Origin of the sequence: Psychrobacillus sp. FSL K6-4615 (genome assembly GCF_038008225.1) — a bacterium.
GTDB lineage: Bacteria > Bacillota > Bacilli > Bacillales_A > Planococcaceae > Psychrobacillus > Psychrobacillus psychrotolerans.
Window position 1 is genome coordinate 1,443,845 of record NZ_JBBOYQ010000001.1, and the last position, 22,860, is coordinate 1,466,704.

Sequence of the window (22,860 nt, forward strand, 5' to 3'; positions counted from 1 at the left end):
AGATCCTTTTTTAACGAAGGTCTTTGATTTAGAAATTTATATAATTGTTACTGTAAAGAGTTGGATTGAAAAATTTCTGCTAACTAGAATAAAGGCAATTCTCGTTAATGATTAACATTAGTTCAAATAAAAGATAAGCTATAATTTTACTTTAATAATATTAGCTAATATATTGGTTAAATGAAAAAGATTGTAATATATAGAAACCCTCTTAAGGTAAAGGCACTGACTACCCTTTTTGAGACAAGAATAAAAACCCCTATTATGCAGCCAATTGACGGTATTGAACCGGCGATTGGCTGTTTAGTTTCGTTTGAATACGGATATTGTTATAATAAGTAATGTATTCTTCGACGATACTTATCACACGCGCATTAGTTGTGCGGTAAATTTCGTCGAGGTAGAACGTTTCTGACTTTAGCGAGGAGTGAAACGTTTCGATAGGGGAATTATCAGCTGGCGTGCCTTTGCGGGACATGCTCATGATAATTCCTTTTTCTTTGACTGCTTTTTGATAAGCATAGGATGTATAAACGGAACCTTGGTCACTATGCAGAATACACCCTTCGGGTAGCTCAGGCAATTGATAGAGCGTGTCCAACACAAAGTCGGTGTCTTGTTTAAATCCAATAGTTTGTGCCACAATCTCCCCATTGTAGACATCTAGAATACTAGAAAGATACATCATCGATTGGCCAAAAGGCAAGTACGTAATATCTGTGACTAACTTCTCCAAGGGCTTAGATGCTGTAAAATCCCGTGCCAATAAATTCGGTGCGACATATGCGGGCTGCCCGGTACGCTTGCGTTTCTTCACCTTAACTTTACATTGCCAACCATTTATTTGCATGATACGCTGCACAGTCTTCTCACAAACTCCTGGGTACAGAGTGGCAATCTTGCGATAACCATATCGGAACCTATGTTGTTTGCATAAGTCGCCAATCTGCTGATCTCGAATTTCTTTTTGAGTGAGTTGATCCGCATTCTTTCTCCAACGATAGTAGGATGAGCGACCTACACCTAGGTGCCGACAAATCTCGCCTATTGGCATAATGTCCTTTAATTCTTTGACTAATTGGATGACTACTTTTGGCGCCACTTCCTTTCCAATTCTGCGTACTTTTTTAAGACTTCAATTTGCTGTTTCAAGTACCGATTCTCCAACTGTAACTTGGCTGTCTCACTGTCGTATTCTGGCCCTTTACCGAAGGTATATTGTTTACCAATTGGTTGATGGAGACGGTGGATTTCTCCATTTCGATACCACCGCATCCATGTCTTTAATTGCGTCTTATTACGAATGTTCAACTGATCCATTACTTCTTTTACCGGCACCTTAGCCAAGCGCATTTCAATTGCCTTCATTTTCACTTCTGCTGGATAACTAACTCTTGTCCCCATAGAAAAAACACCTCCGCATTGAATTTAGGTATTGTATACCCGTTTTTCAACGAAAGGTGTTTTTATTTGTCTCATTTGTTTAGGTCAGTGCCTAAATGCCTTAGGAGGGTTTCTTTTGGATGAAAATGTTCGAGGTCAATCGAAATGTAAACGTGATAATGGATTAGCAATATTAAAAGAATGGGAGGAAGAGCTAAAAATGAAGAATAAAATTAGCAAGGTGAAATTCACGGAGAAAAATGAGAGCAAAAAAATAAGTGGTTCTAAATGTTAGAAAAGGATAAAGTGATGTGGTCTATAATATGAAGCAAATTGATATCGACATTTATCCTATTATCTTAACTGCCAGTGATATCAGTGAAATTTTAAAAGTCTCTAAACCAACAGCTTATGAACTCATGGATAAAGATGACTTTCCACTAATTAAAATAGGAAGGTGTAAAAGAGTATTGAGAGATGAGTTTTTTTTATGGTTAAGTAATCGCTAATATCTCAACGCAATTATAAAAGGTTAAATGAATGGTCAGACTGGTGACTAGACCACTTGTTTACCTTTTTGTTGCGTAAAAAAATGGAGGTATTTAATAATTGGCGCACATCAGAAAAAGAGGTAAAACATATTCATATACAATTGATATTGGGCATGATCCGTTAATTGGGAAACGTAAACAAATAAGCAAAGGAGGGTTTATTAAAAAGAAGGATGCAGAGGCAGCTGCGCGAAAAATTGAATTACTGTTAGATGAAAATCGTTATATAGTGCTAAGCAAAGAAATCTTTTCGGATTATATTTTAAATTGGTTCGACAACCATTACAGTAATAGGATTAAACAAACATCCGCTACGAACAGTAGGTACATTATAGAGAAACACCTCCTTCAAAAGAATGCGTTTGCAAATAAAGAAATAGCTAAAGTTTCTACATCGGATATTGATTTTTTCTATAACCAAAAATTAAAAGAAAACTATAGTACGAGTTACATTCGCAAAATGCATCAACTATTAAATCAAGCATTTAGCCAAGCTGTTAAATGGAAGAAAATAATGTTCAATCCAGTGGCTGATGCAGATCCGCCTTCAGTTAGATATGAGGAGATGTCTATTTGGTCACTTAAAGATATACAGGAGTTTCTTCGCAACTGCAAAGGAGAGAAGCATTATTTAACTTTTTTACTTGCTATCTATACGGGTATGCGAAGAGGAGAGATTTTAGGGTTACAGTGGAGTGATATAGACTTCGAACAAAAAGTAATTCATGTGAAAAGATCGTTAGCGCATGTTCCTAAAAAGGGTTATATTTTCACATCATTGAAAACGAAAAATTCCAAGCGACAAATTCCTATTCCTGAATTCGTTCTCAATGAATTAGTTTTGCAAAAAAAACGAATAGAAGAATGGAAGGAGTTAGTGGGATCTGCATTTGAGGACCAAGACCTGGTCATTTGTACAAATACAGGAAGCCTTCAAGATCCGCGCAATGTTGTTCGAGTAATGAAACGTATTGTAAAGACCGCCAATGTACCAAATATTCGGTTCCATGATATTCGACACACACATGCATCCATACTTATCTCGGCAGGCGTAGATATCGTTAAAATTTCTAAACGGTTGGGCCATGCAAATCCCAAAATAACCTTAGAATTCTATGCCCATTTATTACCGAATACAGATTGTGATATTGCTGATACTTTTCATCAGACCATTCAAAGTCACGCTAACTAATACAGTGAAAATCCTGCGGTCAAATTGCGGACAAACCCTAGATTACGAAGTATATGTTAGGAAATTCCACTAAAATAACAAGCCTGTAAACATTGATACATCAACGTTTACAGGCTTGTGAAAAGGATGGTCTCGACAAGTCTCGAACTTGCGACCCCCACCTTGTCGAGGTGGTGCTCTCCCAACTGAGCTACAAGACCGATTTAATGTAAAGAACTCTTTAAACATTAATGTTTCTAGATATAAATATACTATAATGTAGGGCGCTAGTATATACCTAAAAAATCCTGAAGTGCAAAGATCAACATTCAAGATTACAACCAAATAAAAAATCATATCCTTGAAGGCTTAACGCCTTTCAAGGTTATTTTTTATTTTAGTTATATAAAAAGGAGAAATTAGAATCTAGTCAGGTAATACAATAAAATGCATTACATATTATCAACTTTTCTTAAGTTACAATAGCTATATTATAAAATTACTTCTCACATGCAATGCCATCTTTATCACGGTCGCTTTTAATGTTAGCTTCATAAATCTCTTTTGATACAAAAGGAGTAAATTTGGTTTTTCCGCCTTTGTTTTTAATATTTGCAGCCTTGGCTACTCCACCTTTATAGGTTTTGTTTAATTCTGTGCAATTGCTAAATTCCTTAGCTGCCGCCTCTGTCTCTGTCGGTGCTGTTGTAGAAACCCCCAAAATTAATGTTGCGGAAAGTATGATTACAGAAAATCGTTTCATAGTAAATCCTCCTAAGTTTTTGAACTAAGTTGTGGTGAGTCAAAAGGTGTGTGTAAAGATAACTACATATCACAATATAATATGGGGAAATCTCCTTTAATTTTACCAAATTATTCAATGTTACCTAGACTTTAACATAAAGGAGTCGAATATGTATATAGCATATAAATTAATTCGATTATTTCTACTGACATAAAATCCTCACATCTTTCTTAGTTCTGTCACTTGTCTGTAGTGGCTCTATTCTACTAAGATGGAGAGATGGGGAGGTGCTACGATAATGTTATTGGAAGCACAGGACTTTATTCATCTTTTTTATAGGGAAACTGGTAAGGCGGAAATAGACATGCATATACGTTTAAAAGAAATAGAAAGTCAGATTAATACAGTAGGGGCCTACGAACACACTACTGAAGAGCTAGAATTCGGTGCCAAGGTGGCATGGCGTAATAGTAATAAATGCATAGGTCGTCTGTTTTGGCAAAGCCTTACCGTTTTTGAAAAACGACATTTACATAACGAGGAAGCTGTATTTGAGGCACTCATCGCCCATATGCAGTTTGCGACAAATGAAGGTCGAATTCGGCCGACTATCACAATATTTTCACAAAAGGATATTCGCATATGGAATCATCAGCTTATCCGATATGCTGGCTATGAAACGGAGAACTGGATTATTGGAGATTCCGATTCCATAGAATTTACGGAAAAATGTGAGGAACTTGGATGGAAGGGGAAGAGAACCAATTTTGATGTGTTGCCACTTGTTATTCAGGTGAAGGATCACCCACCGAAATTATTTGATATTCCGGAGCAGTATATTTTAGAGGTACCAATTCGTCATCCTGAATATGATTGGTTTGAAGATTTAGAGATGAAGTGGTATGCAGTACCCATGATCTCGAACATGAAGTTGGAGATTGGAGGCATTACGTACGCTGCTGCTCCGTTTAATGGATGGTATATGGGCACCGAAATTGGTGCACGAAACTTAGCTGATGACTATCGCTACAATATGTTACCTTCAGTTGCCAGAGGAATGGGATTAAATACGAAATCTAATGCTTCTCTGTGGAAAGATAGGGCTCTTTTGGAACTAAATACAGCTGTATTGTTTTCCTTCAAAAAAGATGGTGTCAGTATTGTAGATCATCATACTGCTGCGCAACAATTTAAGAAATTTGAAGAAATTGAGAAAGATGCAGGTCGTGACGTCACAGGTAATTGGACATGGCTTATTCCTCCAATGTCACCTGCCACCACGCATATTTTTCATAAGCCATATAATAATGAGAAAGTAACGCCAAATTATTCCTATCAACCTTCACCGTATTAAAAAAGGAGCATGGTTAATCATGCTCCTTTTAATTGTGAATTTAATTGTTCTTTAGACTTCCTCCGAAACAAAATGATCTCTTCCTGCATGCATTCCAGCAAAGAAAAGAAGAATAACAGTTACGATAAATAGTATTTTAGGAATCTCCCAGCTACCCGTTGCATCATGGATAAATCCAAAAAATACAGGGCCGACTGCTGCAAGTAAATAACCAAATGACTGCGCAACACCCGACAAATCTGCTGCTCCCATAGGGGTACGCGAACGAAGAGAAAAGAACATCATGACCAGTCCGAATGATGCCCCACCACCTAAGCCTAGTGCAACCATCCATAGAAGTGTCAGTGAGATATCCCCATATAACAGTCCGGTGAAGCCTATTAAATAGAAAATCGTAAATACCAAAACTAATATTCGCTGATCCTTAAATCGACCCGCAAGAATTGGGATAAGAAAAGTCATTGGAAGTTGTGCAAATTGCATAATGGACAACATCCAGCCGGATTTTTCGGCCTCCATTCCTTGGGTTTGCAATATTTCAGGAATCCATGCTGCAGTTGTATAAAATATGAGTGATTGTAAACCCATGCATAAAGTGATTGTCCATGTTAGAGGTGATTTTAATATTGACTTGGCTTTTTCTACATTAGTTGAAGAGGGCACGACATCTATTTCTTGTTTTTTCTTGACTTGAGGTAACCAAATAATACATGCAATTATTGCAAGAATAGCCCAAAATCCGAGCGCACCTTGCCAACCATAAGATGTTCCATCTGCTATTGGATAGCTGATACCTGCACCAATACCCGCAGATAAGTTCATAGAAACAGTGAATACTCCAGTCATAAGTCCAAGCTGTAAAGGAAATTTTAGCTTTATAAAACTTGGAAGTAGTACATTTCCAAATGTTATAGCAACACCTATAAGCGCAGTACCTAAGAGTAAAAGAAAGGGCGTTCCGAGCGAACGAATAATAATTCCTATTGCCAACAATAGAATAGCTAGAAATAGTGTCATTTCCATCCCAAGTCGTCGCGCAATTTTTGGGACAAAGGGAGAGACAATAGCAAAAGCTAGCAGAGGAATCGTTGTGATAAATCCTGCTAGAACATTGGAAATGTCTAATCCATCTCGTATATACGAGATAATTGGTCCCACGGCGGTAAGCGGTGCACGTAGAGTGGTGGAGATGAAAACAATTCCAATTATCAATAAAATAAAAGCCTTTTTATTCATTTCATTAGTAGTTAACAAATATCTTCTCTCCTTACGAGATTATGTAGTCCAACTTTAGAAAATGCTACACTCTTTGTCCTTGAAGTTCAATAGTTAGAAGTAGAAAGAAATTTCTCTATATGAAAATAATGGAATATTAAGAGTATTGATATGATAATATGAATATGTAAATATTTAGAATTTGAGAATGATATATACAGAGGGGGAGTATGATGAATACTAAAAAAGTATTGTCACTGAATGGTGTTTCAAAGAGTTTTGGACACAAACAAGTATTAAAAGGTGTCAATTTAGATGTATATGAAGGTCAAATTATTGGCTACATCGGACCTAACGGAGCAGGGAAAAGTACAACTGTCAAACTAATGCTTGGTCTAATAGATGGCTACACAGGGCTTATTGAAATTTTCGGAGAAAATATTATTAAAGGTGATTATTCCTATAAAAAACGCATTGGCTACGTGCCGGAGACAGCCGAGCTCTATGAAAATCTAACTGCCTTTGAATATCTCACCTTCACTGGCGAAATTTATGGATTAAGCAGTAAAGAGGCGGAGGTAAAGGCTTTCGGATTGATGAAGGAATTTGGTTTAGAGGCTGTTTTTCATCAACGAATTTCCTCCTTTTCCAAAGGGATGAAACAGAAGGTATTAATCATATCTAGTTTGCTACATAACCCAGATTTATTGTTTTTTGATGAACCGTTAAGTGGTCTAGATGCAAACAGTGTCATGGTTATTAAGGAAATACTAGCAAAGCTTGCAGAACAAGGGAAGACTATTTTTTATTCTTCACATATTATGGATGTCGTTGAGAAAATTAGTAATAGAATTGTACTATTAGTAGATGGTCAAGTTGTGGCAGATGGATCTTTTGAAGAGTTGAAAATGCAAAACCAGGAAGGTTCTTTAGAAGACATCTTCAATCAGTTGACTGGTTTTACTGAGCATGAGGAAATTGCAGAGCGATTTGTGAATTTAGTTCGTGGAGGCAGGAAAGATGAATGATTTTGCGTCACTGAGAATTCTAGATCGCTTTAGGTCCGTTTTTCAAAGGTTGAATATAGACTATGATGTGATGCGTTTGATCTTACAGCTAAAGCTGACGATGGATAGTAGAAGAATGCCAGCAATTTTTAGTGGTTCTAATGTGAAAAAGGAAGGAAATCAGTTTCTTAAATCCTTATGGATGTATGGGTTATTTGGTGTTCTCTTTTTAGTTCCTTTTCTATTTTTAGGCAATGAGTTTCTGTTCTCGCTTACTATCATGTTTAGCTCTTTATTTATCATTTTAATGACATCGATGGTTTCTGATTTTTCTGCTGTTCTACTAGATATACGAGACAAAAATATTCTTCATCCGAAACCTATTAGCGCAAAGACTTTAAATGCAGCGAAGATTACTCATATTATGATATATATGGTTCTATTAACTGGTTCGTTTGTAATTATTCCTCTCATTGTCAGTGTCTTTAAGTTTGGTATTATATTTGCGCTCCTGTTTTTATTTGAAATATTATTGGTTAGCAGTTTGTCTGTAGTATTGACTGCCTTTGTATATCTATTTATCCTACGTTTCTTCAGTGGGGAAATGTTAAAGGATGTTATTAACTACGTGCAAATTTTCCTAGCGATTGGCATGGCGATTAGTTATCAATTAGTGGGTCGTGTGTTTCAAATAGTTAATATTGACATTACGTACACTTTTACATGGTGGCATATGTTCCTCCCGCCATTTTGGTTTGCTGCTCCCTTCGAATTAATCTTAAATAAAGATTTTTCCGTTCCGATTATTATCTTATCGCTGTTTGCTATTCTAGCTCCATTTCTTGCAATAGCACTATATATACGTTTAATGCCGTCCTTTGAAAGAAATCTTTCTAAATTACAAAGTGATGCTAACAGAACGAAAAAGCGAAACCGTAAATTACAAGGAGTTTGGGCAAGAATTCTTTGTGGGACTAAAGAGGAACGGACTTTTTATAAGTTTGCCACTCTACTGTTAAAAGAAGAAAGAGAACTAAAGCTCAAAATATTCCCTTTGTTAGGATTTGCGATTATTTTTCCTTTTATTTTTTTATTCAATACGATAAGCTCTAGTTCCTTTGAGGAAATGAGAAGTGGAAGTTCTTTTATGGTCATCTATTTTTCTTTAATAATGATTCCATCCGTTGTGCAAATGCTAGAGTACTCTGGTAACTATAAAGGGCAATGGATTTTTTATGCAGCTCCTATCAAAAATAAAGCCCTTGTATATAGTGCAACTTTAAAAGCGAGTATCATGAATTATTTCATACCTATTTTAGCGATTTTAAGTGTAATATTTCTCTGGATTTTTTCTTTCCGAATTTTTTTGGACTTAGTGGTTGTTCTACTAGCTACAATCGTTCTAACACTCGTATCCTATGGAATTTTTAGTAAAGGGAAGTTCCCTTTCATAAGCTCACATGAGCATACGCAAACTAATGGCTTCATCAAAGTTTTCGGCAGCATGTTCCTAGTTGGGGTTATGGCAGCGATACATGCATTTATTTTGCTCATTCCTTATGGTTTACCGATATATGCGGTCATTCTGTTTATAAGTATTATCATAGGTTGGAAATTAATGTTCTCAAGAGGGTAACAACGAGGGAGGTTAGGGCTTTGCAAACAACAGAAGATATAAAAAATTTAATACTAGAAGATAAATGGATGATGGATATATTAGGAGCAGCTCAACAATTAGACCTTCCAGACTGGTGGATATGTGCGGGATTTGTTCGGTCCAAAATCTGGGATGCATTACATGGGTATATAGAAAGAACGCCTTTAGAAGATATCGATGTAATTTATTTTGATGCTAACAATAAGGAAGAATCAGAGGAAAAAAAGTGGGAGGATCAATTACGTAAAATAATGCCCACAATTCCTTGGTCAGTAAAAAATCAGGCGAGAATGCACAAGATCAATAATTTGCCGCCTTATCATTCTTCAGCGGAGGGAATAGCCAATTTTCCTGAAACGGTGACTGCCATTGGAGTGAAATTACTTGGACAAAATGATATAGCGCTCGTAGCTCCATATGGGGTAGCGGACATTCTGAAGCTACATGTGAAACCAGTCCCTCACTTTGCAAAAGATAAAAATCTTATGGTAGTATATGAGCAACGTATTCAGCGGAAAAACTGGCAGTCAAATTGGCCTAAAATAACGATTGAATAGACGTATGATGTGACAAAAAGTGAGTTAATGATGGTTTTCCTCTTTTTATTCTACATAACATTTGTAACAAGATGAACCGATTGGGCGATGGGCGCATATGATGTTATGACTTGATTACAAGGAGGAAAAAAATGAAACACATGCGCCATATTGTGACGAAAGCTGTTGTTGCGAAAGGTAAAAAGAGAACAGAATCCTGTGAAGTGCTTCGTCCACCGAATACACCATCGAGTATTTTAGGTTGCTGGGTTATTAATCACACATGTTCGTCTAAAAAACACGGAAGATATGTAGAAGTAACTGGGAAATTTGATATTAACGTTTGGTATGCGCACCATGACCATTCCAAAACGTCCGTATTCACGGAAACAATCAATTATAAAGATCGCATTAAACTACATTATCGCGATAAAGACACTACGGGAGAAGAAGTACATGTACGTGTGCTGCAACAACCAAACTGTACAGAGGCTATTATTATTTCAGGTGGTACACAATTCCAAGTAACAGTAGAAAGAGAGATACTTGTTGAGGTCGTTGGGGAAACAACTATTTGTATTCAAGTACATGAAGCGGAATTTGAAGAAGAATGGGCATATGGAGAAGAAAGCTCATCTAGTTCATCTTCCAGTTCCTCTAGTTCGAGTTCCACAGGCTCCTCTAAAGAAGTGGATGATTCTTCGTCCATTTAACAAGCCGGCTATTACTACCGGCTTTTTTTTTGACTAAAAATAATTTAAGCGCTGTATCATTTTTCTCTCGTTAGCTTTATAAATACCATTTTCAAATGAAAATATGCAGGCATGTAGTAAAGAAATTTTTGGAAGTGCTTATAAAGTTCATTCCATTATAAAACACTGAATATCTCTCGTGATAAAGGAAAAACTAACAAAGATTAAAAACGAGAGGAGTGTTCTCAATGAAAGAACGTAAGCAACCACATGAAAAGTTCAAACTAAAAGATAACGGATTATCATCGATGCAAGAAGTTATATATCCAAAAGAATTCAAGCGTGCTGACAAAGAGTCTTTTAAGAAAAATCCAATTAAAAAGTAACAGACTATTTGAACCCTGATTAGGTTACTTATTCAGGGTTCATTTTATTCGTCATGAATAGATGAATCCTTTCATTGATTCTTCCAACTCCCTCATTTTTCATTGTTTTTTGGTATAATCATTATATTAGTAAAGAAGAGAGAAGGATTTAAATGACTACACAGACTCCAATGATGCAACAATACTTAAAAATTAAAGAAGACCACATAGATGCGTTTTTATTTTTTCGTTTAGGTGATTTTTATGAATTGTTTCATGATGATGCTATTAAAGCTGCCGCGATTTTAGAAATTACATTGACCAGTAGGAAGGACAATATTCCGATGTGTGGCGTTCCTCATCATTCTGCGCAAGGATATATTGAAACACTTATAAGTAAAGGATATAAGGTCGCTATTTGTGAGCAGGTAGAAGATCCAAAGCATGCAAAGGGTGTTGTGAAAAGAGAAGTTGTACGTCTTGTTACACCAGGGACGCTAATAGAAGGAAAAGCAATGCAAACCAAGTCTAACTATTTTATTGCTTCTGCTGACTTACTTGCATCAAACGAAGTTGCTTTTGCTTATTTGGATGTATCGACAGGTGATGGTTTTACGACTATTCTTTCTGGTGATGAAAAGGAGGTCGTACAGGAACTACTCTCCATCCAAGCAAAAGAACTAATCGTCAGTGAACAAATGTATGTACTGATTAATGATTTATCAACTATCCATGATTTTACGGTTTCGATTGAAAAAGAGGAGTTAACAGATGAAGCGATTCAAAAGTACATTCCGAATCATCCCAAACAAACGCATCAAACAGTAAAAAGACTTTTACAATACATTCAAAAAACACAAAAACAATCTCTTTTACATATTCAGCCTTTCACGTTTCAGCAAAGAGAATCCTTTTTGGCAATGGACTACCATTCCAAACGGAATCTAGAGCTAATATCATCTATCCGAAGTGGTGACCAAAAAGGGACGTTATTATGGCTACTAGATGAAACGGTAACGGCAATGGGAGGCCGAAAGTTAAAGCAATGGATTCATCAGCCACTTGCAAACAAACAATCGATTGAAGCACGTCAAGAAATAGTGACAAGTTTTCTAAATGACTTTATGCTTCGTGAGGAGATTAAAGAAGCTTTTAAGGAAGTATATGATTTAGAAAGACTTGTAGGAAGAATTGGATTTGGAAGTGCTGGAGGAAGGGACCTTGCGCAGTTAAGACAATCTCTTTCAAAGGTGCCAATTATAAAGCAACTACTCAGTGAATCGGAAGATACGGTGTTGCAAAAACTTGGAGCTGCTTTAGAGGATTGTGAAGTTATTTGGAGAAAGTTACAAGAAGCAATCAGTGAAAATCCTCCGATTGCCGTAAAAGACGGTGGAGTGATTAATAACGGTTACCATGAACGACTGGACCAACTTCGCGATGCTTCCGTTAACGGTAAAAAATGGATTGCCGCATTAGAGCAAAGAGAAAGAGAAATTACAGGTGCCAAAAATCTAAAAATAGGATATAACCGTATTTTTGGCTACTATATTGAGTTAACTAAATCGTATATTCATTTAGCAGATGAGTCTAGATATGTTCGAAAACAAACGCTTGCGAACGCTGAAAGATATATAACGGATGAACTGAAAGAAAAAGAATCTCTTATTTTATCTGCAGAAGATGAAAGCCTAGTACTTGAATATGAACTATTTACCCAAGTTAGGGAAGAAATTAAAACATATATACCGCTTGTTCAGAAATTGGCTAAACAAATTAGTGAGCTAGATGTCTTTATATCATTTGCTCAAGTGGCAGAGGACCATCGTTTAACAAAGCCTGTGTTTCATGATTCTAATGCCATGATCATTAAAGAAGGTAGACATCCAGTTGTTGAGAAAATGATGAACAATCAGCTATATGTACCGAATGATTGTGTACTTACGGAAGAGACCAATATGCTGTTGATCACCGGACCAAATATGTCGGGTAAAAGTACTTTTATGAGACAAATCGCGATTACAACGGTGATGGCGCAAATAGGGTGCTATGTACCTGCTGAATCTGCAAAGTTACCAATTGTCGATAAAATATTTACTCGTATTGGAGCTGCGGATGATTTGGCGGGTGGCCAAAGTACATTTATGATTGAAATGATGGAATCACAGCATGCTATTATGAATGCAACAAATAAGAGCTTGCTTTTGTTTGATGAGATTGGACGCGGTACTTCCACATATGATGGCATGAGCTTAGCTCAGGCAATGATGGAATATATTCATGAAAATATAGGTGCTAATACGCTATTTTCTACACATTATCATGAACTGACTGAGTTAGAAGAATCGTTATCGAAGCTTCGAAATGTTCATGTTTCAGCAACAGAAAAAGATGGCAAAGTTGTCTTTCTACATAAGTTAAAAGATGGCCCAGCGGATAAGAGTTACGGTATTCACGTAGCTGAGTTGGCGCAACTACCAGAACAAATTATTTCCCGTGCCCGTGAGATTTTAGCAACTTTTGAAGATCAGGAAGAAAAGGGAGAAAGTGCTGTAAATGTAAGCGAAACGCAATTATCATTTTTTGATGAGCAACCAAAGATACGTAAAGAACTAGTTACTAACCCAGAAAATAAAGCGACAGATAAAATTATGAAAAAGTTAAAGAAAGTCAATATATCGGGTACTACTCCATTAGAAGCGTTACAACTTTTATACGAGCTACAAAAAGAGCTAGAATAACCCAAAAGTAGGTGAATGAAATGGGACAAATCATTGTAATGGACGAATTGCTGTCCAACAAAATTGCAGCCGGTGAAGTGGTGGAAAGACCAGCTTCTGTTGTAAAAGAATTAGTTGAAAATGCCATAGATGCTGATAGTACTTCTATTGAAATTACGCTGGAAGAAGCAGGACTGTCTAAAATTCAAGTTACCGATAATGGTAAGGGGATGGACGCAGATGATGCGCTAAAATCATTTTCTAGACATGCGACCTCTAAAATAACTACAGAGCATGACCTTTTTAGAATCCGTTCATTAGGTTTTCGGGGAGAGGCACTTGCTAGTATAGCCTCTGTATCTAAGATTAGTTTATGGACATCAAATGGTGAAAATATTGGGTCAAAAGTAGAGTTAGAAGGTGGGAGGGTAATATCTAATACCCCAGGTCCGATTCGGAGAGGAACGGATATTGTTGTAAGTCAACTATTTTACAATACGCCAGCTCGTTTAAAATACTTGAAGACGATTCAAACGGAATTAGGTCATTCAATAGATTTGATAAATCGCTTAGCAATCAGTTATCCAGGGATTGCCTTTAAACTTACGCACAATCAACAAACCATTATGCAGACGAGTGGTAGAGGCGATTTAAAACAAGTTTTGGCTGCCATATACGGAATATCTAACGTGAAAAAAATGGTCGCTTTCGACAATGATTCATCGGATTTTCGTATTTCTGGTTTTGCGACATTGCCAGAAATAACGAGAGCATCTAAAAACTATATAACGGTTTTAGTGAACGGTCGTTGGGTAAAGCACTATGGTATAAATAATGCGATAGTAGATAGCTACCATACATTGTTGCCGATAGGTAGATATCCAATAGTAGTTCTAAATATTGAAATGGATCCAATTCTTACCGATGTCAATGTTCATCCAGCCAAGCATCAAATTCGACTAAGCAAAGAAAAAGAGCTAATGGAATTGGTTCGTATAACAATCCGTTCTATTATGCATCGAGTGCAGAAACCACCAGAAATTATAGAGAAGCCAGTTGAGAAAAAGCAACCAAGTGTACAATTCAATTTCTTTAAACAGACGTATGAGCCAGTTCAAAAGGATCCAATAACACCTGCCAATGATGGAGTGTATTTTGACCAGGCTCACAGTTCACCTGAAAAACAGACAAGTATCATATATGAAGAAGTAGATCCGCTTACAGACTTCGAAGTCCAACCAGTTGAAAATATCGAAGAGAAGAAGCCATTTCCTGATTTACATGTAGTAGGTCAAATCCATGGAACATACATTGTTGCCCAAAGTGATGATGGTTTTTACTTAATAGATCAACATGCTGCACAAGAACGGGTTAAATATGAGTTTTACAAGGAGAAGATAGGGGAAGTAAATGCAGATGAGCGACAATCGCTGTTGCTGCCGCTAACTTTTCACTATTCTTTGGACGAGGCATACCGTATTAAAGAGTCTTTGGATGAATTAATAAATGTAGGGATATTTTTAGAGGAGTTTGGTTCTTCAAGCTTTGTCGTAAGAGATTATCCTACATGGTTCCCTAAGGGTCAAGAAACAAAGATTATTGAAGGTCTAATCGAACAAGTATTGAATAACCGTAAAACAGATATAAAAAAACTGCGAGAAGATGCAGCAATTATGATGAGCTGTAAGCTTTCTATCAAAGCAAATCATTATTTAACGATGAGGGATATGGAGCAGTTGCTTGAAAGCTTAAAAAATGCAAAGCATCCATTGACTTGTCCACATGGTAGACCAGTTATCATACATTTTTCTACTTATGAAGTGGAGAAAATGTTCAAACGAGTTATGTAGGAGGAAGCCAAAATGGGAAAATATATATTATCGATCGATCAAGGAACGACAAGCTCTAGAGCAATACTATTTGATGAGCTCGGCAATATTGTTCACTCTGCTCAACGAGAATTTAAACAATATTTTCCTAAATCTGGTTGGGTTGAGCATGACGCAAAAGAAATCTGGGGATCTGTATTATCCGTATTAGCTGCTGTTCTAACGGAAAGTGGTAGCCAACCAGAGGACGTTCATGCTATTGGAATTACAAACCAACGGGAGACGACCGTTGTATGGAACAAACACACGGGAAGACCAGTATACAACGCGATTGTTTGGCAATCGAGACAAACACAATCCATCATTGAAGAATTGAAGAAGGCTAATTTAGAAACGTTTTTCCAAGAGAAGACGGGCTTGAAATTGGACCCGTATTTTTCTGCAACAAAGGTAAAATGGATTCTGGATAATGTGGATGGTGCGAGAGAACAAGCAGAAGCGGGTGAATTACTTTTTGGAACGATAGATACATGGCTAATTTGGAAGCTCTCTAATGGAAAAGCCCATGTTACGGACTACTCTAATGCTTCCAGAACAATGCTCTATAATATATATGATCAGCAATGGGATGTAGAGATTTGCGAGAAGCTTGCTATACCTATGGAAATGCTTCCAAAGGTTGCCTCATCATCTGAGGTATATGCACAGACAGATCCTTCTGTTTTCTTCGGTAAAGAAATAGATATAGCAGGAGCTGCTGGAGATCAACAGGCTGCGCTTTTTGGGCAATGCTGTTTTGACAAAGGCATGGCGAAAAACACATATGGCACTGGCTGCTTTATGCTTTTAAATACGGGCGAAGAAGCAGTTGCCTCTCCGTCTGGTTTATTGACAACTATTGCGTGGGGGATTAATGGAAAAGTAACCTACGCGTTAGAAGGTAGTGTATTTGTTGCTGGCTCTGCAATTCAGTGGCTTCGAGATGGGCTTCGCATGATAAAAAGTGCACCTGAATCTGAAGTTTATGCAAAAAAAGTTGGATCCACAGACGGGGTCTATTTTGTTCCCGCATTTGTAGGATTAGGAACGCCTTATTGGGATTCTGAAGCGAGAGGCTCTATTTTCGGATTAACTAGGGGAACAACTAAAGAGCATTTCATCCGTGCAACGATAGAATCCCTCGCTTATCAAACAAAAGATGTTCTTGATACGATGGAAAAAGATTCTGGAGTAGATGTAGAGACATTGCGAGTTGATGGTGGAGCAGTAAGCAATGAGTTTCTTATGCAGTTCCAGAGTGATATGTTAAATTTGCCTGTTGAACTTGCCAAGCTTAATGAAACCACGGCATTAGGAGCGGCTTTCCTAGCGGGTCTAGCTACAGGCTTCTGGAAAGATGAACAAGAGCTTACTAACTTGCGAGAAAGTCAAAAGCAGTACAAGCCAAAAATGGAAACGAAGAAAAGAGATCATCTATATAGAGGTTGGACAAAAGCAGTTGAGGCAACACGTATTTTCAAACTTTCAGATGAAGAGGTGGAATGATTGAAGTCTTCTGTAGAACGCGAGCAAATAGTGAATACTTTAAATTATTATGAGTTTGACTTATTGGTGATAGGTGGAGGTATAACCGGGGCGGGTATTGCGCTAGATGCCGTTACTCGAGGCATGTCTGTTGCGTTAGTAGAGATGCAGGATTTTGCTGCGGGAACTTCTAGTCGGTCAACAAAACTTGTGCATGGTGGTTTACGATATTTAAAGCAATTAGAAGTGAAAATGGTTGCGGATGTAGGCAAAGAAAGAGAAATAGTGTATGAAAATGCAGTTCATGTGACGGAGCCTATATGGATGCTACTGCCCTTTCATAAAAAAGGAACATTTGGTCCTCTCACTACATCAGCTGGGTTGAAAATGTATGATTATTTAGCTGGTGTCAAAAAAGATGAGAGAAGATTAATGCTTTCTGACCATGAAGCTCTGGAAAAAGAACCCCTCCTAAAAAGTAAAGGTTTACTTGGTGGAGGTTATTATGTTGAATATCGTACGGACGATGCTCGACTAACCATTGAGGTCATGAAAAAAGCAATGGAAAAAGGGGCAGTGTGCTTAAACTATGCTAAAGCTCGTTCCTTTATTTATGATGACTATAACCAGGTAATTGGAGCGGAAATTGTAGATACAGTAAGCAATAAAAGAATTTCGATTCATGCAAAAAAAATAGTAAATGCTACTGGTCCTTGGGTAGATGGAGTTCGTGCTTTAGATGCTATTGAAAATAACAAAAAACTGAAGCTCACAAAAGGTGTTCATGTGGTTATCGATCAATCTGTTTTCCCTCTTAAACAAGCTGTCTATTTTGATACTCCTGATAAACGAATGGTTTTTGCTATCCCAAGAGATGGAAAAACATATGTAGGGACTACGGATACATTCTTTGAAGGTGATATTCGACATCCTGTAGCAACGCCGGAAGATGTCGATTATCTAATTGAAGCCATTCATGCAATGTTTCCATTAGTTCACGTTACAGCAAATCAAGTGGAGTCTACTTGGGCAGGGGTTCGTCCATTAATATATGAGGATGGAAAGGATCCATCTGAAATTTCTCGAAAAGATGAGATTTGGCAATCGGAGGCAGGCTTATTTACAATAGCTGGAGGTAAACTAACAGGATATCGGAAAATGGCAGAAACAATTGTCGATAAAATATCCAAACAATTAGGAAATGAAAAATATGGTCCATGTGTTACTAAACGCTTAGCGTTATCCGGTGGGGATATTGGTGGCTCTGAGCAATGGGAAGCCTTTCTTACTCAGAAGGAAGAAATGGCTCCAGCTTATGGTCTATCTCGTATAGAAGGTAGAAAATTGGCTAAAATGTATGGGACGAATGTCGATAAAGTATTTCAGAATGCACAAATTCTTTCTACTATCCCTTCAACTTTGCCTTTATCGCTTATCGCTCAAATCTATTACGCGGTGCATGAAGAAATGGCATATTCTCCTGTCGACTTTTTAGTAAGAAGAACAGGTATGCTCTATTTTGATATACAGCATTTTAAAGAGTATAAAGAAGAAGTAGTAAAAGTGATGGAGCAATTATTGCATTACTCTAAAGAAGAAACGACTGCGTTTAATAAACAACTAGAAATACTTTATACCGAAGCTACATTAAAAGAAAGCAGGGATTAAGCTGAAAACTATCTTAGAAGGCAAAATGTCAGATAATCATCTTATTCATATTGTGAAGTTTTCCCCTGATACACCCCCAATAGCTCATATCCATCTTCTACATGGAATGGTAGAGCATATCGGTCGTTATGATGAATTCGCAACATTTTTAATGAGTAAAGGTTTTGTCGTTACTGGTCATGATCATCGTGGTCATGGCATAACTGCTGAAAAAAACGGTGAATTTGGTTATTTTGCAGATAAGTTAGGATTCGAGCGTGTAACAGAAGATGTTCGGGAAGTGTTATTGCATGTGCGAGAGGATCTGGGTGATATGCCGCTCATTCTATTTGGCCATAGTATGGGGTCGTTTGTAGCTCGTAGATATATGCAAAAGTATAGCGACTCATTAACTAAAGTGGTCCTTTCAGGTACTACTTTTAGTCCTGGAGTTATGGGTGAAATCGGTAAAGTGGTCGCTCAGCTTGTATCCGCTGCTAAAAGTCCAAAATCTGAAGGGACTTTGATAAATGGTTTGGCATTCGGAGGATTTAATAAACAAATTCAAGATACGAAGACACCATTTGACTGGCTTACAACTGATGAAACAGAAGTACAAAAATATATAGAAGATCCGTTATGTGGTTTCATACCATCGAACCGATTTTATATAGACCTATTTGATGGGTTAAGAATAATCCACGATGACAAAAAAAATAATCATATAAAAAAAGATTTACCTGTTTTAATTATTAGTGGTATCAAGGACCCTGTTGGTAAGGATGGCAAGGATTTATTTAAAGTCGCAAATGGCTATAAAAAAGTCGGAATGTCTAAAGTTACTGTCCATTTGGTAGAGGATGCAAGGCATGAAATACTAAAAGAGGTAAACAAACTTCAAACATATGAAATAATTGTAAATTGGATGTTGGAATAATGCTAAATAGAACAAACGTAATTGCTATAGTCGGGCCAACTGCTGTTGGGAAAACAGCTTTAAGTATTGAATTGGCTAAAGCATTTAATGGAGAAATTATTAATGGCGACTCCATGCAGGTGTACCGTGAGCTTGATATTGGAACTGCAAAAGTTACAAAAGAAGAAATGGAGGGAATTCCTCATCATCTTCTAGATATTAAAAGTCCAGAAGAGAGTTTCTCTGTAGCGGAGTACCAAAGCCTCGTCCGAGGAAAAATTGAAGAAATTACAGCAAGAGGTAAACTTCCGATAATAGTAGGAGGAACTGGTCTATATATTCAGTCGGTTCTGTTTGACTTTAGATTTACGGAACAACCGAATCGCGATGAAAACAGACTCGCCGAATTAGAAAAAATGTCTCCTGTTGATCTATTTGACCTTTTGCATTCTCTCGATCCAGAAGCAGCAATGGAAATACATCCGAATAACGTCCAACGGGTAATTCGGGCAATTGAACGAGTAGAGCTTACAGGGAAACAAAAGAATGCTATAGAGCAAAACCAAGGCCATGAGAAAGTATATCATCATTATATTATTGGCCTAACCATAGATCGGGAGCAATTATATAATCGTATCAATCAGCGAGTAGATATAATGTTGGAAAATGGCCTTCTAGAAGAAGTGAAAATGCTCCATAGTAAAGGGATTAGAGATGTGCAATCCATCCAGGCAATTGGCTATAAAGAAATATATGCTTATTTGGACGGAGATGTTTCCTTCGATGATGCAATAGAACAATTAAAGCAAAACTCGAGAAGGTATGCAAAAAGGCAACTAACCTATTTCCGAAACAAAATGGCTATTAATTGGTTTAATCCTTTCACGGATGCAAAAAAAATATCGAAAGAAATTAATGAGTTTATGCAGGAAAAAGAATAAAAAAAGCGAATATTAACATAGTAGTGTGTTTAAACATGCAAATTGTATAATGGGGGTATTGGGATGAAACCTACAAATATTCAGGATTTATATTTAAATCAACTTAGAAAAAACGACATTTTTGTAACAGTATTTTTGTTAAATGGTTTCCAACTAAAAGGGTTAGTTAAGTCATACGATAATTTCACTGTCCTGTTTGAATCAGATGGAAAGCAACAGTTAATCTACAAACATGCAATTTCCACATTTGCTCCTTCAAAACCAGTTAAACTGACAGAAGAATAATATGGATTGTTTGACAGATAGCTATGCTCCCATTATGATTTTATAGAAGAAATCACAGAAGCGGAGAGTTTAAAATGAATGTTATTACAACAGAACAACTTTTAGAAAAATTAGATGCTGGTGAGCAAATCAGTGTCATAGATGTACGTGAAAGTGATGAAGTGGCAACTGGGATTATTCCTGGAGCTAAACATATCGCTTTAGGTCAAATCGAAAACAGCATGGATCAACTCGACAAATCAGTTCCTCATTACATAGTTTGTAAAGCAGGTGGCCGTAGTGCAATGGCCTGTGAGATTTTAGAGGAAAACGGATATGAGGTTACGAACATTGCTGGTGGTATGATGGACTGGGACGGCGAGTTACAGTTCTAACTTAACTTATCAAATTACAGTGGTCTTTATCGATAGAGCTCGATAAAGTCTGGGCTCAAATAGGCCAAGGTATATTTGATAATAACTAAGGGCTAATTTCATTTATGAGATTAGTCTTTTCTATTTGTAATATAAATATTAGGAGAATATAACATGACATTTACAACAACTTTATCGAAGGAAATATTAGAGCTTGCTGAGAAGGTAGAATCCAAAGTAGCGCCATATCAAAAGCTTGTAGAAAAAACTGCCTTTTTAAATCAACAAAAAGTAATTCAAGCCTTTAAGACACATGGTGTTAGTGATCATCATTTTCACCCATCCTTTGGATATGGCTATGATGATGAGGGACGAGATACATTAGAAAAAGTGTATGCAACGACATTTGGTTCAGAGGCTGCGCTTGTTCGCCCTCAAATTATTTCAGGTACACATGCTATTTCTATTAGTTTGTTCGGCGTCTTAAGACCACAGGACGAATTGCTATATATAACCGGTAAACCTTACGACACGTTACAATCGATCGTAAGTGGTGGAGAAGAGGATACAGGGTCTTTAGCTGACTTTGGTATATCGTATAATCATATAGATTTACTGGAAACTGGGGACATCAATTGGGATGCTGTAAAAAATGCTGTAAAAAGCAATACTAAGGTAATTGCTATTCAACGTTCGAAGGGCTATGCGGTACGTCCTTCGTTTACAATAGATCAGATTAAGCAAATGGTTATCGAAATTAGAAGTATAAAAGAGGATGCAGTAATTTTCGTAGACAATTGTTATGGAGAATTTGTAGAAGAGTTGGAACCTACCGATGTAGGGGCAGATCTAATGGCGGGCTCTCTGATTAAAAACCCAGGTGGTGGGCTAGCGAAAATTGGTGGCTATATAGCGGGTAAAGAAGAATTTGTCACTAAATGTGCATACCGTATGACTTCTCCTGGTATAGGAGCGGAAGCAGGCGCTTCTTTACATGCGCTAATGGATATGTATCAAGGATTCTTCCTTGCCCCACATGTCGTATCTCAGGCAGTCAAAGGAGCTATCTTCACTTCAGCTCTTTTAGAGGAGGTAGGAATGAACACGGAACCCCATTTTGCAGAGCCGCGCACCGATTTAATACAATCGGTCTCTTTTCAAAATGCTGAACAAATGATTCAATTTTGCAAAGCAATACAAATGCATTCTCCGGTAAATGCTCAATTTATGCCTGAACCGGCTTATATGCCTGGTTATGCAGATGATGTCATAATGGCGGCAGGTACATTTGTACAAGGTTCTAGTATGGAGTTAACAGCTGATGGACCGATTCGTCCTCCTTATACAGCGTTTATCCAAGGTGGATTAACATATGAACATGTGAAATATGCTATTTTAGGGGCCGTACAAACGTTAAACAGATAGTAAAGTGAAGCCATTTCCGATTAAAAGGGAGTGGTTTTAATTTTCTGAAAAATAATTGTTAGTTTTCCTGACATGATGTTGACATGTTAGCTAACATAACATATAATAATCTTATAACCTACTAGGAGGTGCAGTGATGGAAAAGGAATGGAGACGCTCGATGCCATTACTTTCGATGAATATTGTTATGCAGCTGACTGGTTTGACTGCTAGACAAATTCGTTACTATGAAGAGCAAGAACTGGTTCACCCTGCACGGACGGAAGGTAAACAACGCATGTTTTCATTGGATGATATAGATATACTTTTGGAGATTAAGGATCTACTAAAAACAGGAGTTAATATCGCTGGGATTAAACAAATCTTTGAAATGAAGAATAGTCCAATTACTACGAAAGATGTTCGACAAGTGATTTCGGACAGAGAACTACGTGCGATTGTAAAAGAAGAAATGCATTTAGCTCAAAGGCAACAAAGAGCTTCTTTACGACAAGGGGACCTATCTCGATTTTTCAGATAATCGAGGTTCATATATAACTTAAAT

22 protein-coding genes and 1 tRNA gene are annotated in these 22,860 nt (G+C 37.2%); 19 read left to right on the plus strand and 4 right to left on the minus strand.

Annotation, left to right across the window (positions count from 1 at the left end; genetic code table 11):
- Positions 1-262 precede the first annotated feature (262 nt).
- Positions 263-1,404 (minus strand): IS3 family transposase gene (locus MKX53_RS06885; protein WP_340910158.1). Its coding sequence is split into 2 segments (ribosomal slippage): positions 263-1,134 and positions 1,134-1,404, totalling 1,143 coding nucleotides; the frame shifts between segments, so codons are not numbered across the junction.
- A 115-nt stretch (positions 1,405-1,519) separates the two neighbouring features.
- Between MKX53_RS06885 and MKX53_RS06890 the strand changes: the two genes are divergently transcribed.
- The 3 genes from MKX53_RS06890 (at position 1,520) to MKX53_RS06900 (ending at position 3,126) form a co-directional block, all read left to right on the plus strand.
- Positions 1,520-1,678 carry a hypothetical protein gene (locus MKX53_RS06890; RefSeq protein ID WP_340910161.1) on the plus strand — a complete coding sequence of 53 codons (159 nt, stop codon included), beginning with the start codon at positions 1,520-1,522 and terminating at the stop codon, positions 1,676-1,678.
- A gap of 28 nt (positions 1,679-1,706) precedes the next feature.
- Positions 1,707-1,892 (plus strand): helix-turn-helix domain-containing protein, encoded by a 186-nt coding sequence (locus MKX53_RS06895; protein WP_340910164.1) that lies wholly within the window; start codon positions 1,707-1,709, stop codon positions 1,890-1,892.
- Positions 1,893-1,992: 100 nt separating this feature from the next.
- A complete protein-coding gene (locus tag MKX53_RS06900; RefSeq protein ID WP_340910167.1) occupies positions 1,993-3,126 on the plus strand; it encodes a site-specific integrase in 1,134 nt (377 codons plus the stop codon).
- 127 nt (positions 3,127-3,253) lie between these two features.
- Here MKX53_RS06900 and MKX53_RS06905 read toward each other — a convergent pair.
- Together MKX53_RS06905 and MKX53_RS06910 are read right to left on the minus strand one after the other, a co-directional pair.
- Positions 3,254-3,326 (minus strand) — tRNA-Val (locus tag MKX53_RS06905).
- A gap of 278 nt (positions 3,327-3,604) precedes the next feature.
- On the minus strand, positions 3,605-3,868 hold the full coding sequence (locus MKX53_RS06910) for an excalibur calcium-binding domain-containing protein (RefSeq protein ID WP_340910170.1): 264 nt from the start codon (positions 3,866-3,868) through the stop codon (positions 3,605-3,607).
- A gap of 280 nt (positions 3,869-4,148) precedes the next feature.
- On the opposite strand from MKX53_RS06910, the gene MKX53_RS06915 reads away from it, so the two are divergent.
- Positions 4,149-5,204 (plus strand): nitric oxide synthase oxygenase, encoded by a 1,056-nt coding sequence (locus MKX53_RS06915; protein WP_340910172.1) that lies wholly within the window; start codon positions 4,149-4,151, stop codon positions 5,202-5,204.
- Between the two features lie 51 nt (positions 5,205-5,255).
- Here the strand turns inward: MKX53_RS06915 and MKX53_RS06920 are convergent, their stop codons facing one another.
- Positions 5,256-6,458 (minus strand): CynX/NimT family MFS transporter, encoded by a 1,203-nt coding sequence (locus MKX53_RS06920; RefSeq protein WP_340910175.1) that lies wholly within the window; start codon positions 6,456-6,458, stop codon positions 5,256-5,258.
- 194 nt (positions 6,459-6,652) lie between these two features.
- Here MKX53_RS06920 and MKX53_RS06925 point away from each other — a divergent pair, with 194 nt between their 5' ends.
- The 15 genes from MKX53_RS06925 (at position 6,653) to MKX53_RS06995 (ending at position 22,836) form a co-directional block, all read left to right on the plus strand.
- A complete protein-coding gene (locus MKX53_RS06925) occupies positions 6,653-7,447 on the plus strand; it encodes an ABC transporter ATP-binding protein (RefSeq protein ID WP_340913267.1) in 795 nt (264 codons plus the stop codon).
- Positions 7,440-9,062 (plus strand): hypothetical protein, encoded by a 1,623-nt coding sequence (locus tag MKX53_RS06930; protein ID WP_340910179.1) that lies wholly within the window; start codon positions 7,440-7,442, stop codon positions 9,060-9,062. Before MKX53_RS06925 ends, MKX53_RS06930 begins: the two co-directional genes overlap by 8 nt.
- A gap of 68 nt (positions 9,063-9,130) precedes the next feature.
- On the plus strand, positions 9,131-9,640 hold the full coding sequence (locus MKX53_RS06935) for a nucleotidyltransferase family protein (RefSeq protein WP_340913269.1): 510 nt from the start codon (positions 9,131-9,133) through the stop codon (positions 9,638-9,640).
- A gap of 131 nt (positions 9,641-9,771) precedes the next feature.
- Positions 9,772-10,332, plus strand: coding sequence for an outer spore coat protein CotE (gene cotE / locus MKX53_RS06940; RefSeq protein WP_093534899.1), 561 nt, complete (start codon positions 9,772-9,774; stop codon positions 10,330-10,332).
- Between the two features lie 227 nt (positions 10,333-10,559).
- Entirely contained in the window at positions 10,560-10,697 is a 138-nt protein-coding gene (locus tag MKX53_RS06945; RefSeq protein ID WP_340762025.1) for a YfhE family protein, read from the plus strand.
- A gap of 152 nt (positions 10,698-10,849) precedes the next feature.
- The gene (mutS, locus tag MKX53_RS06950; RefSeq protein WP_340910181.1) at positions 10,850-13,417 is read left to right on the plus strand and encodes a DNA mismatch repair protein MutS; all 2,568 of its coding nucleotides are present in this window, start codon (positions 10,850-10,852) and stop codon (positions 13,415-13,417) included.
- A gap of 20 nt (positions 13,418-13,437) precedes the next feature.
- Positions 13,438-15,246: a DNA mismatch repair endonuclease MutL gene (mutL, locus tag MKX53_RS06955; protein WP_340910184.1), complete on the plus strand. Its 1,809-nt coding sequence runs from the start codon at positions 13,438-13,440 to the stop codon at positions 15,244-15,246.
- 12 nt (positions 15,247-15,258) lie between these two features.
- Positions 15,259-16,770, plus strand: coding sequence for a glycerol kinase GlpK (gene glpK / locus MKX53_RS06960; protein WP_340910187.1), 1,512 nt, complete (start codon positions 15,259-15,261; stop codon positions 16,768-16,770).
- Positions 16,771-18,417 carry a glycerol-3-phosphate dehydrogenase/oxidase gene (locus MKX53_RS06965; protein WP_340910190.1) on the plus strand — a complete coding sequence of 549 codons (1,647 nt, stop codon included), beginning with the start codon at positions 16,771-16,773 and terminating at the stop codon, positions 18,415-18,417.
- Positions 18,418-18,442: 25 nt separating this feature from the next.
- Positions 18,443-19,333 carry an alpha/beta hydrolase gene (locus tag MKX53_RS06970; protein ID WP_340910193.1) on the plus strand — a complete coding sequence of 297 codons (891 nt, stop codon included), beginning with the start codon at positions 18,443-18,445 and terminating at the stop codon, positions 19,331-19,333.
- Entirely contained in the window at positions 19,333-20,253 is a 921-nt protein-coding gene (gene miaA / locus MKX53_RS06975; protein ID WP_340910195.1) for a tRNA (adenosine(37)-N6)-dimethylallyltransferase MiaA, read from the plus strand. Before MKX53_RS06970 ends, miaA begins: the two co-directional genes overlap by 1 nt.
- 63 nt (positions 20,254-20,316) lie before the next feature.
- Positions 20,317-20,538 carry an RNA chaperone Hfq gene (hfq, locus tag MKX53_RS06980; protein ID WP_093534885.1) on the plus strand — a complete coding sequence of 74 codons (222 nt, stop codon included), beginning with the start codon at positions 20,317-20,319 and terminating at the stop codon, positions 20,536-20,538.
- Between the two features lie 74 nt (positions 20,539-20,612).
- The gene (locus tag MKX53_RS06985; protein WP_093534883.1) at positions 20,613-20,912 is read left to right on the plus strand and encodes a rhodanese-like domain-containing protein; all 300 of its coding nucleotides are present in this window, start codon (positions 20,613-20,615) and stop codon (positions 20,910-20,912) included.
- 153 nt (positions 20,913-21,065) lie between these two features.
- Positions 21,066-22,316, plus strand: a complete 1,251-nt coding sequence (locus MKX53_RS06990) for a methionine gamma-lyase family protein (RefSeq protein WP_340768926.1) — start codon at positions 21,066-21,068, stop codon at positions 22,314-22,316.
- A gap of 136 nt (positions 22,317-22,452) precedes the next feature.
- Positions 22,453-22,836: a MerR family transcriptional regulator gene (locus tag MKX53_RS06995; RefSeq protein ID WP_093534879.1), complete on the plus strand. Its 384-nt coding sequence runs from the start codon at positions 22,453-22,455 to the stop codon at positions 22,834-22,836.
- Positions 22,837-22,860 lie beyond the last annotated feature (24 nt).

What these genes read in the sequence shown, in the direction of transcription:
- MKX53_RS06895 (WP_340910164.1), top strand. Translation starts at nt 1,707, where the DNA reads ATGAAGCAAATTGATATCGACATTTATCCTATTATCTTAACTGCCAGT.
- MKX53_RS06910 (WP_340910170.1), bottom strand. Translation starts at nt 3,868, where the DNA reads ATGAAACGATTTTCTGTAATCATACTTTCCGCAACATTAATTTTGGGG.
- MKX53_RS06915 (WP_340910172.1), top strand. Translation starts at nt 4,149, where the DNA reads ATGTTATTGGAAGCACAGGACTTTATTCATCTTTTTTATAGGGAAACT.
- MKX53_RS06925 (WP_340913267.1), top strand. Translation starts at nt 6,653, where the DNA reads ATGAATACTAAAAAAGTATTGTCACTGAATGGTGTTTCAAAGAGTTTT.
- MKX53_RS06930 (WP_340910179.1), top strand. Translation starts at nt 7,440, where the DNA reads ATGAATGATTTTGCGTCACTGAGAATTCTAGATCGCTTTAGGTCCGTT.
- MKX53_RS06935 (WP_340913269.1), top strand. Translation starts at nt 9,131, where the DNA reads ATGATGGATATATTAGGAGCAGCTCAACAATTAGACCTTCCAGACTGG.
- cotE (WP_093534899.1), top strand. Translation starts at nt 9,772, where the DNA reads ATGAAACACATGCGCCATATTGTGACGAAAGCTGTTGTTGCGAAAGGT.
- MKX53_RS06945 (WP_340762025.1), top strand. Translation starts at nt 10,560, where the DNA reads ATGAAAGAACGTAAGCAACCACATGAAAAGTTCAAACTAAAAGATAAC.
- mutS (WP_340910181.1), top strand. Translation starts at nt 10,850, where the DNA reads ATGACTACACAGACTCCAATGATGCAACAATACTTAAAAATTAAAGAA.
- mutL (WP_340910184.1), top strand. Translation starts at nt 13,438, where the DNA reads ATGGGACAAATCATTGTAATGGACGAATTGCTGTCCAACAAAATTGCA.
- glpK (WP_340910187.1), top strand. Translation starts at nt 15,259, where the DNA reads ATGGGAAAATATATATTATCGATCGATCAAGGAACGACAAGCTCTAGA.
- MKX53_RS06970 (WP_340910193.1), top strand. Translation starts at nt 18,443, where the DNA reads ATGTCAGATAATCATCTTATTCATATTGTGAAGTTTTCCCCTGATACA.
- miaA (WP_340910195.1), top strand. Translation starts at nt 19,333, where the DNA reads ATGCTAAATAGAACAAACGTAATTGCTATAGTCGGGCCAACTGCTGTT.
- hfq (WP_093534885.1), top strand. Translation starts at nt 20,317, where the DNA reads ATGAAACCTACAAATATTCAGGATTTATATTTAAATCAACTTAGAAAA.
- MKX53_RS06985 (WP_093534883.1), top strand. Translation starts at nt 20,613, where the DNA reads ATGAATGTTATTACAACAGAACAACTTTTAGAAAAATTAGATGCTGGT.
- MKX53_RS06990 (WP_340768926.1), top strand. Translation starts at nt 21,066, where the DNA reads ATGACATTTACAACAACTTTATCGAAGGAAATATTAGAGCTTGCTGAG.
- MKX53_RS06995 (WP_093534879.1), top strand. Translation starts at nt 22,453, where the DNA reads ATGGAAAAGGAATGGAGACGCTCGATGCCATTACTTTCGATGAATATT.